Annotated in this window: 16 protein-coding genes; 8 read left to right on the top strand and 8 right to left on the bottom strand. The window is 59.4% G+C overall.

The genetic code is table 11. The features are described 5' to 3' along the window. Positions 1-53: 53 nt before the first annotated feature. The 5 genes from ACR3EN_RS09010 (at position 54) to ACR3EN_RS08990 (ending at position 3607) form a co-directional block, all read left to right on the top strand. A complete protein-coding gene (locus tag ACR3EN_RS09010) occupies positions 54-881 on the top strand; it encodes an SDR family NAD(P)-dependent oxidoreductase (protein WP_480824601.1) in 828 nt (275 codons plus the stop codon). 77 nt (positions 882-958) lie between these two features. After that, on the top strand, positions 959-1159 hold the full coding sequence (locus ACR3EN_RS09005) for a twin transmembrane helix small protein (protein WP_480824603.1): 201 nt from the start codon (positions 959-961) through the stop codon (positions 1157-1159). Between the two features lie 3 nt (positions 1160-1162). Continuing rightward, complete coding sequence (locus ACR3EN_RS09000) at positions 1163-1735, top strand: cob(I)yrinic acid a,c-diamide adenosyltransferase (protein WP_480824605.1); 573 nt, start codon at positions 1163-1165, stop codon at positions 1733-1735. A gap of 184 nt (positions 1736-1919) precedes the next feature. Then, the gene (locus ACR3EN_RS08995; protein WP_480824607.1) at positions 1920-2678 is read left to right on the top strand and encodes an electron transfer flavoprotein subunit beta/FixA family protein; all 759 of its coding nucleotides are present in this window, start codon (positions 1920-1922) and stop codon (positions 2676-2678) included. Then, on the top strand, positions 2678-3607 hold the full coding sequence (locus tag ACR3EN_RS08990; protein WP_480824611.1) for an electron transfer flavoprotein subunit alpha/FixB family protein: 930 nt from the start codon (positions 2678-2680) through the stop codon (positions 3605-3607). The genes ACR3EN_RS08995 and ACR3EN_RS08990 overlap by 1 nt, the downstream gene beginning before the upstream one ends. A gap of 62 nt (positions 3608-3669) precedes the next feature. Here ACR3EN_RS08990 and ACR3EN_RS08985 read toward each other — a convergent pair whose 3' ends face one another. Beyond that, on the bottom strand, positions 3670-4461 hold the full coding sequence (locus ACR3EN_RS08985; RefSeq protein ID WP_480824613.1) for a DUF6473 family protein: 792 nt from the start codon (positions 4459-4461) through the stop codon (positions 3670-3672). A gap of 162 nt (positions 4462-4623) precedes the next feature. Here ACR3EN_RS08985 and ACR3EN_RS08980 point away from each other — a divergent pair, with 162 nt between their 5' ends. Continuing rightward, entirely contained in the window at positions 4624-5499 is an 876-nt protein-coding gene (locus ACR3EN_RS08980) for a 3-hydroxybutyryl-CoA dehydrogenase (protein WP_480824615.1), read from the top strand. An 80-nt stretch (positions 5500-5579) separates the two neighbouring features. On the opposite strand, the gene ACR3EN_RS08975 is transcribed toward ACR3EN_RS08980, so the two are convergent. The 7 genes from ACR3EN_RS08975 to ACR3EN_RS08945 are packed head-to-tail and all read right to left on the bottom strand — an operon-like array spanning position 5580 to position 10978. Further along, a complete protein-coding gene (locus tag ACR3EN_RS08975; protein ID WP_480824908.1) occupies positions 5580-6470 on the bottom strand; it encodes a lysophospholipid acyltransferase family protein in 891 nt (296 codons plus the stop codon). Positions 6471-6504: 34 nt separating this feature from the next. After that, positions 6505-6774: an HPr family phosphocarrier protein gene (locus tag ACR3EN_RS08970; protein WP_010437721.1), complete on the bottom strand. Its 270-nt coding sequence runs from the start codon at positions 6772-6774 to the stop codon at positions 6505-6507. Positions 6775-6790: 16 nt separating this feature from the next. Continuing rightward, positions 6791-7183: a PTS sugar transporter subunit IIA gene (locus tag ACR3EN_RS08965; RefSeq protein ID WP_480824617.1), complete on the bottom strand. Its 393-nt coding sequence runs from the start codon at positions 7181-7183 to the stop codon at positions 6791-6793. Continuing rightward, entirely contained in the window at positions 7180-8061 is an 882-nt protein-coding gene (rapZ, locus tag ACR3EN_RS08960; protein ID WP_480824619.1) for an RNase adapter RapZ, read from the bottom strand. The genes ACR3EN_RS08965 and rapZ overlap by 4 nt, the downstream gene beginning before the upstream one ends. Beyond that, positions 8058-8528 carry an HPr kinase/phosphorylase gene (locus tag ACR3EN_RS08955; RefSeq protein WP_480824621.1) on the bottom strand — a complete coding sequence of 157 codons (471 nt, stop codon included), beginning with the start codon at positions 8526-8528 and terminating at the stop codon, positions 8058-8060. The genes rapZ and ACR3EN_RS08955 overlap by 4 nt, the downstream gene beginning before the upstream one ends. A gap of 3 nt (positions 8529-8531) precedes the next feature. Then, a complete protein-coding gene (locus tag ACR3EN_RS08950; RefSeq protein WP_480824623.1) occupies positions 8532-10241 on the bottom strand; it encodes a sensor histidine kinase in 1710 nt (569 codons plus the stop codon). A gap of 32 nt (positions 10242-10273) precedes the next feature. Next, on the bottom strand, positions 10274-10978 hold the full coding sequence (locus ACR3EN_RS08945; protein ID WP_480824625.1) for a response regulator transcription factor: 705 nt from the start codon (positions 10976-10978) through the stop codon (positions 10274-10276). A gap of 349 nt (positions 10979-11327) precedes the next feature. On the opposite strand from ACR3EN_RS08945, the gene ACR3EN_RS08940 reads away from it, so the two are divergent. Next, a complete protein-coding gene (locus ACR3EN_RS08940; RefSeq protein WP_480824627.1) occupies positions 11328-12926 on the top strand; it encodes a phosphoenolpyruvate carboxykinase in 1599 nt (532 codons plus the stop codon). A gap of 279 nt (positions 12927-13205) precedes the next feature. Then, complete coding sequence (locus ACR3EN_RS08935) at positions 13206-13496, top strand: hypothetical protein (RefSeq protein ID WP_480824629.1); 291 nt, start codon at positions 13206-13208, stop codon at positions 13494-13496. Positions 13497-13523 lie beyond the last annotated feature (27 nt).

The raw sequence follows: 13523 nt of genomic DNA, 5'->3' as shown, positions 1-13523 counted from the left end.
TCCTGACCAGAACCACGCCATAGCTATGGGCGAGGCACACAGGTGGGGACGATATGCAGAAATCGATTCTGATCACAGGCTGCTCATCCGGCATCGGTCTGGACGCGGCGCATGGAATGCGGGCGCGCGGTTGGCGTGTCTTTGCGTCCTGCCGTCAGCAGCGCGACTGTGATCGATTGCGCGCACAGGGGTTTGACAGCCCGCTGATCGACTACACCGATGCAGACAGCATCACGTCAGGCCTGCAACAGGTGCTTGAAGCGACAGGCGGCACACTGGACGCCCTATTCAACAACGGTGCCCACGGCCTGCCCGGCGCGGTCGAGGATGTTCCCACAGACGGCTTGCGGCTTATCTTTGAAACCAATGTCTTTGGCTGGCACGAACTGACCCGTCAGGTGATTCCGGTGATGCGGGCACAAGGGCACGGGCGGATCGTGCAGAATTCTTCGGTTCTGGGGCTGGTCGCGTTTCCATGGCGCGGTGCCTATGTGGCCACCAAATACGCAATCGAGGGGCTGTCTGATACGCTACGGCTGGAACTGCGAGAAACCAATATCAAGGTCATTCTGATCGAACCCGGCCCGATCACCTCGAAAATCCGCGAAAACTCCATCCCTGTTTTCGAACGCTTTGTGGATTGGCAAAACTCGGCCCTGCGTCAGCGGTATGAAAGCGCGCTGCTGAAGCGCTTGTACGAATCCTCTGGCCCCGACAAGTACGAACTCCCCGCCTCGGCTGTAACCGCAAAGCTGGCCCATGCGGTCGAATCCCGCCGGCCCCGCGCCCGGTACTATGTCACGACCCCGACCTATATCGCCGGTTATCTGCGCCGCATTCTTCCGACCCGCGCCATCGACCGCATCCTCTCGGATATCTGAGGCGAAATTACCCGTTCGCTTTTGCTTGGTTTAGGGCTACATCAGGCGCAACGAAACAAAAGACGGACGGTGACGTTATGGACCTGTTGATGGTCGTATTGCTTCTGGCCATGGCGGCGGTCGTCGCTGTGCTGGTAATGGGCATTGCCAATTTCGGAAAACCCGGCAAAGACGCCGCGATGAGAAGCAACAAGATGATGCGCCTGCGCATCCTGTTTCAGTTTATTGCCGTACTGCTGATCGTGCTCTACGTCTATCTGCGCGGACAGGGAGTTTAACAGATGGTCGTTCTCAACAAGATTTACACGCGCACCGGCGATGATGGCAAAACCGCGCTCGGCAATGGTGAACGCGTCGCCAAATACTCGGGTCGCGTAGCAGCCTATGGCACCGTGGACGAGCTGAACTCGTTCGTCGGCGTTGCGCGTACCGAGGCCGAGGGTGAGGTCGAAGCCGCCCTCTCGCGCATCCAGAATGACCTGTTCGATCTGGGCGCAGATTTCTGCCGCCCCGACATGGATAAGGATGCCGAAGCGGAATACACCCCTTTGCGCATCGTGCCTGCCCAGATTGACCGACTTGAGGCCGAGATCGACGCCATGAACGAAACACTGGAACCGCTGCGCAGTTTCATCCTGCCCGGGGGCTCTCGACTGGCGGCGCATTTGCACGTGTGCCGTACCGTCTCGCGCCGGGCCGAGCGGCTGGCGGTCGAGTTGACCAACATGGAGCCGGTGAACGATGTTGCGGTGAAATACCTCAATCGTCTCAGCGACTGGTTCTTTGTCGCCGCGCGCTGCGCCAACAACGACGGGCGTGACGATGTCCTGTGGATTCCGGGCGCGAACCGCTGATCTGCGCGCCCGGCGGAAATAAAATTTCGTTTCCTGTCGAAAAAATGACAAAACGCGACGTCCCGAAACCATGACGTGACGATTTTGCTCTGTTGCCGGGCATCACGACTCGCTATCTAGGCCAGCGAGAGCATTGGTGGAGTCGCCTCGCGGCTTGCCGTTTTTGTAAGGAGCTTACGCAAAAATGAAGGTACTTGTGCCTGTCAAGCGCGTGATCGACTACAACGTGAAAGTTCGCGTCAAAGCGGACGGCAGCGGTGTTGATCTCGCCAATGTAAAGATGTCGATGAACCCGTTCGACGAGATTGCGGTTGAAGAGGCGATCCGCCTGAAAGAAGCAGGCAAAGCTGACGAAGTCGTTGCCGTTTCCATCGGCGTGAAGCAGTCGCAGGAAACGCTGCGCACCGCGCTGGCCATGGGTGCAGATCGCGCCATTCTGGTCGTCGCCGCCGATGACGTCCACACTGATATCGAGCCTCTGGCCGTTGCCAAAATCCTCGCCAAAGTGGTCGAGGAAGAGCAGCCGGGCATCGTTCTGGCGGGCAAGCAGGCGATCGACAACGACATGAACGCCACCGGCCAGATGCTGTCGGCCCTGCTGGGCTGGTCGCAAGGCACCTTCGCGTCCGAGCTGGACATTGAAGGCGACACCGCCAAGATCACCCGTGAGGTTGACGGCGGTCTGCAGACCATCAACGTCAAGATGCCAACCATCGTGACCGTTGACCTGCGCCTGAACGAGCCGCGCTATGCGTCGCTGCCCAACATCATGAAGGCGAAGAAAAAGCCGCTGGATGAGAAAACCGCCGCCGATTATGGCGTCGACGTCACCCCGCGTCTGGAAATCGTCAAAACCGACGAACCGCCCGCACGCGCTGCCGGTATCATCGTAGGCTCGGTCGACGAGCTGGTCGGGAAACTCAAAGAAGCGGGGGCTGTGTAATGGCTGTTCTTCTTCTGGCTGAAGTCAACAATGGCGAGCTGTCGCTGGACGCCACCGCCAAGGCTGTCAACGCTGCAAAAGCTCTGGGCGACGTGACCGTTCTGGCCGCAGGTGGTTCGGCCGCTGCTGCCGGTGAGGCCGCCGCCAAGATCGACGGTGTGTCCAAGGTTCTGGTGGCTGAGGATGCCTCGCTGGGTCATCGTCTGGCGGAATCGACAGCGGCCCTGATCGTGTCGCTGGCTGACGGGTACGAGCATATCGTTGCCCCCGCCACCACCGACGCCAAGAACGTCATGCCGCGCGTGGCCGCGCTGCTGGACGTCATGGTGATCTCGGATGCGTCCGGCGTGGTTGACGGTTCGACCTTCGAGCGTCCGATCTATGCGGGCAACGCGATCCAGACCGTGAAATCGAATGACGCCAAGAAGGTTGTCACCCTGCGGACCGCCAGCTTCGATGCAGCGGGCGAAGGCGGCTCGGCCCCGGTCGAAACCATCTCAGTTCCGGGGTCCGAAGGCCTGTCGGAATGGGTCGAGGACAAGGTGGCCGAAAGCGATCGTCCCGAGCTGACCTCGGCTGGCGTTGTTGTTTCGGGCGGCCGTGGTGTCGGTTCGGAAGAAGACTTCAAGCTGATCGAAACCCTCGCCGACAAGCTGGGCGCTGCCGTTGGCGCGTCGCGTGCCGCCGTTGACTCGGGCTACGCCCCGAACGACTGGCAGGTGGGTCAGACCGGTAAGGTTGTTGCGCCGGACCTGTATGTCGCTGTAGGCATCTCGGGCGCGATCCAGCACCTCGCGGGTATGAAAGACTCGAAGGTCATCGTGGCAATCAACAAAGACGAAGAAGCGCCGATCTTCCAGGTTGCCGATTTCGGTCTGGTCGCCGACCTGTTCCAGGCCGTGCCGGAACTGACCGAGAAACTCGGCTGATCCGAGGCCGAGATTTTTCGTCGAAAAATCTTGCAAGGCCCGCCATTGGCGGGCCTTATCCATTACAGGTCAAGATCCTGAATTGTGCCGGACAAAACTTCCGCAATCCGGCGGTGTGTGGCGGGACCAATCATATGCTCGGCCATGGGCTGTTGCAGCGTCCCAAACAGCACATCCTCCAGATCATCAGACATGCCCGAAACGTGCGCCTGCAGGGGGACAATCTTAGCGCAAAAGGGTTTCAGCGCGCTGAGCATGAATGGCTCAATGGTCAATCGGGCGTCCAGATCAAGCGCCAGAACCACCACGGGGCATGTTATCCGCGATAGAACTGTCTGAAGATGCTCGATCCAGCTTTGCTGCAACGCGCGCCGGATTTCATCAAAACGACCATCCGAATGCGCCTGCAGACGCGCCAGAAGATGGCCGACGAAGTGGATATCAGTGAAGTCCTCGTCGTCATAGAGCGCTGTCAGCTCGGGCGTCGGGGCCACGAAACGGTCATTGCGGCGGGGGTGGACGCGATAGAAGCGGTTGGACTGCCCACCCAGATCCGGCAATTGCAAAACGCAGAGCGCAGCCCTGTTGACAAGGTCGATCAGGCCTTCGTCCTGCACCAACGCCTCTGCCCCACAAAAGAGGTCGCCAAAGTTGATGCATCGACGGCCAATCCGCCCCTGCAGGATCGCGGGAAAAGGACGTTCGACGAATCGGCCAAAGGTCTCAGCGCCCCCGACGCAGGCAATGTAAGGCCGGGTCAACGCCCGCTCTGGCCCCCGGAAACGCAGTTTCGACGCACCATAGCTGCACGTCAATTCAGCGGCATCACCCCCGCTGCTCGATTGATAGCTCATCACACTCACCCAAATTTTCACCCGCTGCCATCTTGGTGCCGCAGGTCTTGAGAAAACCCTAATGCGCGCATTTGAAGCGAATTTGACCGGTCCGATCCCCTTGCCGCCCACCCGCAACTGCCGATAATGTCGCCCATAACCTGCGAGCAAAGGCACCAGAACATGGATGTAAAATCAGTCGGAGTGATCGGCGCCGGACAGATGGGCAACGGGATCGCTCATGTCATGGCCTTGGCGGACTATGATGTCCTGCTCAATGACGTCAGCCAGGAGGCTCTGGATGGCGCGATGGCAACGATTGAGGCCAATCTTGCCCGGCAGGCTTCGCGCGGGAAGATTTCCGATGCGGCATTGCAGGCCGCGCTGGGGCGGATCACGACGACACTGAACCTGCCGGACATTGGTCAGACAGATCTGGTGATCGAGGCCGCGACCGAGCGGGAAACTGTCAAGCAGGCGATTTTCGAAGACCTTCTACCGCACCTGCAGCCACACACGATTCTGACCTCGAACACCTCGTCGATTTCGATCACCCGTCTGGCCAGCCGCACCGACCGGCCCGAGCGGTTCATGGGGTTCCACTTCATGAACCCGGTGCCGGTGATGCAACTGGTAGAACTGATCCGTGGCATCGCCACCGACGAACCGACGTTCAACGCCTGCAAGGCGGTTGTGGATCGCTTGGGCAAGACGGCGGCCAGTGCGGAAGATTTCCCGGCCTTTATCGTCAACCGCATACTGATGCCGATGATCAATGAGGCGGTTTATACGCTGTATGAAGGCGTCGGGAATGTGCAATCGATCGACCAGTCGATGAAGCTGGGGGCTAATCATCCCATGGGGCCGCTGGAACTGGCGGACTTCATCGGCCTGGATACGTGTCTGGCGATCATGAACGTGCTGCATGACGGTTTGGCAGACACCAAGTACCGCCCCTGCCCCCTGTTGACGAAATATGTCGAGGCCGGATGGCTGGGGCGTAAGACCGAGCGCGGGTTTTACGATTATCGGGGCGAGGTTCCGGTGCCGACACGGTAGTAAATTGAGAGGGCCAGCCCTCTCTTGAGCCTTTGGCTCAATTCACTCCCGGGATATTTATGGCCAGATGAAGATCTGGATCAGGTTTTGCCCAGGGCCATGGTGTGGTCGCGGAGCCAGGCCATGAACCCGCGGGGGTCGCGTTCCAGCAGCGCCATATCCTCGTCCGATATCGGGTCTCCGATTACCGGAGATTGTGGTTTGTTGCAGGAGCGAACGATTTCGTGCAGCAGCAGACCCTGACGCAGGATTGGCGAAATCTGATTGGCGATCTGGTACCAGCGCGAATTGCGGCCCGGGAAGAAGATCGGCACGACTTTGGCACCCGAGCGACGGATCATCTTGGCCGTGAAGACGTTCCATTCCCGCTCGATTGCCGGGCCGAACCAACTGTCCGAGGACATCACCACGCCCGAAGGGAACAGGGCCACGACGCCGCCATCGGCGAGATGTTTCATCGCTTTGCTGCGCATTTCCAGCATTTTGGCTTGCGCTTCTGGGTCATGCGGGAAGGGCACGGGGATCATGAACGAGGTCGCGGCCTCATCCAGGCCGGTCAGGACCGAGCGGGTCAGAATGCGATAGTCGCTGCGGACCCGGCCGATAAGCTCGGCGAAGATCATGCCATCGACCATGCCATGTGGATGGTTGGCAACCACGACCACCGGGCCGTCTTTTGGAATACGCGCGATCTGCTCGGCCGGGGTTGTCAGGTCGATGCCCATGGTCTTGAGCGCACCGCCCCAGAATTTCTGGCCGCGATAATGTTCGTTCTGCTTCTCGAACTTGTTGACCATGCGCAGGATGGTCAGCTTGCCGGTGCACCATTCGATGGCGCGGATCGCGGTCGAGGTCCAGGCATCGTCGAACGAGTTGGCGTAGGTCAGTGTCCTGCGATCATAGATCTCGCCGTGATCGGTGTCGTGATCCACCACCGGACCGGTCTTGGTATCGTGCGTGGTTTCCGCCAATTGCCTGGTCTTTCTGTCCTTGGTGTCGCGGTCGTCAGAACCCTTCACCGAACTTGTCGTTCACCAAAGTCTCCAACGCTTCTGCCAACGCCTCAGCATCCGGGCCGGACGTCTCGACGTCAATAGTGGTTCCGCGCGACGCTGCCAACATCAAAAGACCCATGATGCTATCACCCGAGGCAGAAAGTCCGTCGCGCGATACTTCGGCCCGGGCGTCGAAGCCTTCGACCACCTCGACCAGCTTGGCCGAGGCGCGGGCGTGCAGGCCCTTTTCATTTATGATTTTCAAACTCTTGGTAGTCATATGAATCTATCCGGTATCAATCCAGCGTCACATTTTGCGCATTGATGTATTTTCGTCCAGCTTCCAGCGCCAAACGAACGGCCTCGGCCAGTGGCAGGTGGCGACTTTTGGCCAGTTTGATCAGCATAGGCAGGTTGGCCCCATAAAGGATTCGCCGATCCTGCGGCGCGCAGGCCCGCAGACTGAGATTCGACGGGCTCCCGCCAAACAGGTCGGTCACGACGACCACGCCATCACCCTGATCAACCTCGTCTGCGGCGCTGCAGATTTCATTCTGCTTTGCTTCACGGTCGTGATCGGCCTCAATCGGGATGGCGATCAGCCCGGGCTGCGTTCCAACCACATGCTGCGTGGCGGCCAGATATTCCTGTGCCAACCCGCCATGTGCAACAATTACGATCCCGATCAACCCGGCCTCACATTCAACGAACGACGTTCCATTTCGCGGTGCCTAATTGACACCTGCTGGCCCGCCTCCGCAAGGGCCTTCGCAACCGCTTCGGACACAGCGACCGACCGATGCTGGCCTCCGGTGCAGCCGAAGGCGACGGACAGATGCGCCTTGCCTTCGGCCTGAAAGGCCGGAAGCAGTTCAACCAGCAGGTCCACGACCCGATCAAAGAAGGCGCGATAGTTCATATCTGACTGTACATAGGCCGCAACGTCAGCGTTTCGACCGTCCGCGGCGCGCAATTCGGGCCGCCAGTAGGGGTTGGCCAGAAACCGGCAGTCAAACACCATGTCCAAACCTCGCGGCAGGCCGCGTTTGTACGAGAACGACTCGATAGACACGGCCAAATGCCGCCCACCTTCGGGGGCGAACCAGCGCTCTACCTCTTCGCGCAACTGGTGAACGTTCAGCGCGGTGGTGTCGATCAGCGTGTCAGCGATTTCCCGGATCGGTGCCAACAGCTCTTTTTCCTGCGTGACGCCTGTTTCCGGGCTTGCGTCGGCGGCAACCGGATGGCGGCGGCGGGTTTCAGAGAACCGGCGCAGCAAGACTTCATCACTGCAGTCCAGATAAAGGACTGTCAGATCAACCTGCTCCATCCGTCCCAGTTTCGCCGCCAATTCGATGAACCCGATGGTCGAGAAATCGCGGTTGCGCGCATCGATTCCCAATGCCATCGGGCTGCCCGGTGCAGAGCTGTCCATAAGCCGCGACAGCAGACCCATTGGCAGGTTGTCGATGGCCTCGAACCCAAGATCTTCGAGAACGTGGATCGCGGTGGACCGGCCCGCGCCCGAAGGCCCGGTTACCAATACGGTGCGACGTTGCGCAGTCATGTGTTCGGCCATTCGGGGCTCACGCGTCCCAGTTTCAGAAGTTGCAGCAGTGCTGCGGGTAAGTTGGGCACGTTGGCGGCGCGAAGCAAGGGAACAGTTTGCCCCAGCATTCTCACATTCACGGGTTCCGGCAGGCGGGAGGGTTCGGCATGATCCAGATCCACCACATAGGACAGTCTCACGGCCCCGGCCGCCTCGGCTTGCAAGAGGCCGATACCCCGTGCTTCGATCAGACCCTGCAGATGTAGGGCCGGTGTCGCGAAGACCTGTGCGTCATGGGTGGCAAGCTCGACCCTGTCGTCTGCCACCAGCTGCGCACCCAGCGCCATCATCTGAAGCGCCAGCGCAGATTTTCCGGCTCCGGAGGCCCCGGCGATCAGCAGGCCCGCATCACAGACTGCCACGCAGGATGCGTGGACAGTCGCCTTGTCCTTTTCTGCAATGTCCGAAAAAAGCGCCCCGCCCATAACCTAGACTGGCAACCCGACCACAAACCGCGCGCCCAACGGCTCCGAGGTGATGTCCGCTTCGGTCGGGCGGATGTTCTCGGCCCAGATCACACCGCCGTGGGCCTCGACGATTTGTTTCGAGATCGCCAGACCAAGACCCGAGTTATTGCCGAAATGCTCCTCGGGGCGTTCCGAATAGAAGCGTTTGAAGATCTTGGTCAGCGCCTGATCCGGGATACCTGGGCCTGTATCTTCGACCACAATAAGCACACGATTGTCGCGGCGGCGCACCCAGACGCGGATCGCATCCTTGTCTTCGCAGAAAGAGATCGCGTTGGTGATCAGATTGACAAACACTTGCGCCAGACGCGCCTCAAGCCCGTTGACCACGATTGGGTCGGAAGGCAGATCGGTGATGTAATCAACGCCTTTGGATCGGGCCTCTTCCCCCAGGTACTGACCAATATTGTTCAGCAGATTCAGCAGATCGAAGGGTTGCTCTTCCTCTTTGACAAGCTCCGCATCCAGACGTGAGGCATTCGAGATATCGCTGACCAGCCGATCAAGCCGCCGGACGTCATGTTCGATCACACCAAGCAGCTTTTCCCGCTGATCGTCGCGCTTTACCATGCGCATGGTACCGACAGCAGATTGCAGGCTGGCCAGAGGGTTCTTGATCTCATGCGCCACATCTGCGGCGAACTGTTCATTGGCGTCGATGCGGTTATAGAGAGCGCTCACCATTCCTCGCAAAGCCTGGCTGAGGCGGCCGATCTCGTCCGGTCGAGCACTGAGGTCGGGGATGCGAATGCGGCCCGGATTGACCCCGGCGCCGCGGTCCTTGCCCATTTCGGCCGCTGAGGCCAGATCGGCCAGAGGGTTGGCGATGGTCGACGCCAGAACAAGGCTCAGACCGATGGAAACCAGAAGGGCAACGACGAACATCTGCAGAATGCGCTCCTGCTCTTTGCGAGCCAACGCATCGACTTCACCCGCCGGACCGGCCATCGCGACAGCACCCACCGGCGCATTGTCGAGCAAGATCGGAGCCACAGCGACGATCACGGTCTGCCCCATAGCGTCCTTAACCGCCTGAACCTGCATCCCGCCATCAAGCGCTTGCGGGATCATCTCTTGAACCCGCTGCGCCAGGGTGGGCGGATCGACCTCGGCTGTGCCGCTGAACACTGAAGAAATACCGGTCCAGACCGCATTCAGCGCGTCGCTGATCAGCGTGCTACCGGTCGAACTGTCTGCGTTTTGGCGCAGGAGATTGGGAAGTTCCGCGCTGGCCGATGCGCCGCGTGTCCAGCCGATCAGCGTACCTGATCCGTCATAGACAAATACCTCGCCGCCTTCGGGAAGGCTCAGGCCAGCCAGCGTATCGCGTACATCCAGCACCGCGGCACCGCCCGGCACGGGCTGGCGCAACTGGGTTTCGAAAACGTTGCTGACAAGCTGCGCGTCACCGACCAGATTGAGGGCCGTCTGCTGCACCCTTTGTTTGCGGGAATCGTCCAGATACAGAAGTCCCGCAACCAGAATGACCAAAGCGATCAGATTGAACGTGATGATCCGACGCGCCAAGGGCGAATGGCGCAAAGTAAAAAGGTTGCGGCGCGAGCGTTTGGCACTCAGCTCCGCAGCCTCGGGGTCTTGGGGGATAACCCAGTCATCCCCAAGCACGACATCGGCGTCGCGCACTTGATTGGCGTGTTCAGTATCGCGCACGAGACCCTTTTACCCCTTAAAAACGGCCGCGCCTATTCTTCGTTATACCGGTACCCGATGCCATAAAGCGTTTCGATGGCCGAGAACTCGGGATCAGCGGCGCGCATCTTTTTGCGCAAACGCTTGATATGGCTGTCGATGGTCCGGTCATCCACATAGACCTGATCATCATAAGCCACATCCATCAGTTGATCACGGCTTTTTACAAAGCCGGGGCGCTGCGCCAGTGCCTGCAGCAACAAAAATTCCGTCACGGTCAGCGACACATCGTTGCCCTTCCAGCTGACCGCATGGCGCAGCGGGTCCATCCGCAGATCGCCGCGCTCCATCACTTTGGTATCACCGGTCGCGACGCTGCCTGCATCACCGTCGACCGCCTCTTGGCGGCGCAACAGCGCGCGGATGCGTTCAACCAGCAGACGCTGCGAGAACGGCTTTTTGACATAGTCATCCGCACCCATGCGCAGGCCCAGAACCTCGTCGATCTCGTCATCCTTGGAAGTCAGGAAAATCACCGGCATCTGGGTCTTCTGCCGCAGACGCTGCAGCAGGTCCATGCCATCCATGCGCGGCATCTTGATATCCAGAACGGCCATATCGGGAAGCTTTTTGTTGAAAGCGTCCAGCGCAGCCTGACCATCGTTATAAGTCTCAACCTCAAAGCCCTCGGCTTCGAGAGTCATGGATACGGACGTCAGAATATTTCTGTCATCATCCACCAGTGCAATCTTTGACATCGGGTTGGCCCCTCATTCCTGCTCACATACGCGGTATTCCGCTTATTAGTAGGGTATTTTTGTCTTTTTTAAGGCCGCGAATCAAACTGTATCTGAAATCCGTGAGAATGTTGCCACACAGTTGCGGCAAAAAAGCCCTATCGTCGCGCGAACGGGGCCTGCTTTTTCGGCGACCCCAAATTGGTTGCGCTAAACTGATGGCTGGTTGCGCTAAACCTTCTGCACCCGCCTGTTCATGCCCTAAAGCTGCATGTTAAGACGCGACCAACCGCTGGCTGTTTCCGGCATCTGCCCCAATCTTAGGCCGCCCGGCAAAATCGCCCGCGCGCCACCACAGGAGAAGACACACATGACATCTGGACGGGTTAACCCGCAATTCCGCCTCGAGGATCAGGGCATCGAGGGTCTGGGCAATGTCTATTACAACTTCATGGAACCGGCGCTGATCGAAGAGGCGCTGAAGCGCGGCGAAGGCACCCTTGGCAACGGCGGGGCCTTTCTGGTGACCACCGGCAAGTTCACGGGCCGGTCGCCCAAGGACAAGCATGTCGTCAAAACCGACAGCGTCGCCGACAGCATCTGGTGGGAGAACAACGCCGCCATGAGCCCCGAGGGCTTTGACGCGCTGTACGAGGATATGCTAGCCCATATGAAAGGCCGCGACTATTTCGTGCAGGACCTCGTGGGCGGGGCCGATCCCAGCTATTCGATCAATGTACGCATGGTGACCGAGCTGGCGTGGCATAACCTGTTCATTCGCCACCTTCTGCGCCGCCCGGATCGCGAGGATCTGGACGATTTCACCGCAGATTTCACCATCATAAACTGCCCCAGCTTTCTGGCCGACCCGGCCAAACATGGCTGCCGCAGCGAGACGGTGATTGCGCTGAACTTCGACCGCAAGCTGATCCTGATCGGTGGCACCGAATATGCGGGCGAGAACAAGAAATCTGTGTTCACGCTTCTGAACTACATGCTGCCGGAAAAAGGCGTTATGCCGATGCATTGCTCGGCCAACCATGCCGTCGGCAACCCTGTCGACACCGCCGTGTTCTTCGGCCTGTCGGGCACCGGCAAGACAACGCTGTCCGCCGATCCCGCGCGTATTCTGATCGGAGATGACGAACATGGCTGGTCCAAACGTGGCACCTTCAACTTTGAAGGCGGTTGCTACGCGAAGACCATCAACCTGAACGCCGAGGCCGAGCCGGAAATCTATGCGACCACCTCGAAGTTCGGGACCGTCATCGAAAACATGGTCTTTGACCCAGAAACGAAAGAGCTGGATTTCAAGGATGACTCGCTGACGGCCAACATGCGTTGCGCCTATCCGCTGGAATACATCTCGAACGCGTCGAAGTCGGCCTTGGGCGGGCACCCGAAGAACATCATCATGCTGACCTGCGATGCTTTTGGCGTGCTCCCTCCGATTGCGCGGCTGACACCGGCGCAGGCGATGTATCACTTCCTGTCGGGCTTTACGTCCAAAGTGGCCGGGACCGAGCGCGGCGTGACCGAGCCTCAGCCGACCTTCTCGACCTGCTTTGGGGCGCCCTTCATGCCGCGCCGCCCCGAGGCCTATGGCAACCTTCTGCGCGACAAGATCGCCCAGCATGGCGCGACCTGCTGGCTGGTTAACACCGGCTGGACAGGCGGCGCTTATGGGGTGGGCAGCCGTATGCCGATCAAGGCCACCCGCGCGCTGCTGACCGCCGCGCTGGAAGGGTCGCTGGCCGATGCGGAATACCGCAAGGACGCGAATTTCGGATTTGACGTGCCCGTCTCGGTGCCCGGAGTACCCGAAGTCCTGCTTGACCCGCGCCGCACCTGGGATGACCAGACAGCGTTCGACAAACAGGCCGAAAAACTGGTGAAGATGTTCGCGGAAAACTTCGAACAGTATCTGCCCTTCATCGACGAAGACATCAAAGCGGTCGCGATAAGCTGACCGAAAAATGGGGGCTGAAACAGCCCCCATCCCCTGCAGGCTTACGTTGCGGAAACCTTGCCCACGCTGTCAGGCGCGTTGCGAAAACATCAGAATTAAGCTAATTCAGCATACCGAAAGAAACTGGGCGATCCGGGCGATCTACTCACACCCGCGCTTCGGAACGCCTGCCTGAAGTAATGATTGATTCCACATGGGGATGGGTGTCGGATTGATGTGTTGCAAGGGATTTTGCCTTTCGACGCGGCTCGGTCGGACGCGAATAAGAACAGGTAGACCATGACTGAAATTTCAAAACTCGCCGAATTGCGCAAACTGATGCAAAGCATGGAACGCACTCTGGGCCTCGAAGAACTGAGCCCGGTCGAGCGTGACATCTACTATGCCGCCGAAGAGTTGTCGAAAGCCGATCGCGAAGTGCGCACGTTCGGCCTGATCGAACACACGCTGGTTCAAAGCGTCTCGCGCCCGACATTCTTTCGAGCGCTGAAATCGCTGGTGCAAAAGGGCTATCTTTCGCAAAGCGGCAGCGCAAACCGCGGGCGGTATGTCGTTCATGCCCCCAGGTGATCCGCGTCCCTCGATGCGCATGGGCTG

The organism is Ruegeria sp. G7 (genome assembly GCF_056535465.1).
The sequence above is the reverse complement of the archived record's forward strand: the minus strand, read 5'-3'. Positions and strand labels throughout refer to the sequence as shown.

Excerpts from the sequence above, each read along its gene's own strand:
- ACR3EN_RS08945 (WP_480824625.1), bottom strand. The coding sequence starts at position 10,978 with ATGTCAAAGATTGCACTGGTGGATGATGACAGAAATATTCTGACGTCC.
- rapZ (WP_480824619.1), bottom strand. The coding sequence starts at position 8,061 with ATGACTGCGCAACGTCGCACCGTATTGGTAACCGGGCCTTCGGGCGCG.
- ACR3EN_RS08985 (WP_480824613.1), bottom strand. The coding sequence starts at position 4,461 with ATGAGCTATCAATCGAGCAGCGGGGGTGATGCCGCTGAATTGACGTGC.
- ACR3EN_RS08990 (WP_480824611.1), top strand. The coding sequence starts at position 2,678 with ATGGCTGTTCTTCTTCTGGCTGAAGTCAACAATGGCGAGCTGTCGCTG.
- ACR3EN_RS09000 (WP_480824605.1), top strand. The coding sequence starts at position 1,163 with ATGGTCGTTCTCAACAAGATTTACACGCGCACCGGCGATGATGGCAAA.
- ACR3EN_RS08940 (WP_480824627.1), top strand. The coding sequence starts at position 11,328 with ATGACATCTGGACGGGTTAACCCGCAATTCCGCCTCGAGGATCAGGGC.
- ACR3EN_RS08970 (WP_010437721.1), bottom strand. The coding sequence starts at position 6,774 with ATGACTACCAAGAGTTTGAAAATCATAAATGAAAAGGGCCTGCACGCC.
- ACR3EN_RS08955 (WP_480824621.1), bottom strand. The coding sequence starts at position 8,528 with ATGGGCGGGGCGCTTTTTTCGGACATTGCAGAAAAGGACAAGGCGACT.
- ACR3EN_RS09005 (WP_480824603.1), top strand. The coding sequence starts at position 959 with ATGGACCTGTTGATGGTCGTATTGCTTCTGGCCATGGCGGCGGTCGTC.
- ACR3EN_RS08935 (WP_480824629.1), top strand. The coding sequence starts at position 13,206 with ATGACTGAAATTTCAAAACTCGCCGAATTGCGCAAACTGATGCAAAGC.
- ACR3EN_RS08980 (WP_480824615.1), top strand. The coding sequence starts at position 4,624 with ATGGATGTAAAATCAGTCGGAGTGATCGGCGCCGGACAGATGGGCAAC.
- ACR3EN_RS08995 (WP_480824607.1), top strand. The coding sequence starts at position 1,920 with ATGAAGGTACTTGTGCCTGTCAAGCGCGTGATCGACTACAACGTGAAA.
- ACR3EN_RS09010 (WP_480824601.1), top strand. The coding sequence starts at position 54 with ATGCAGAAATCGATTCTGATCACAGGCTGCTCATCCGGCATCGGTCTG.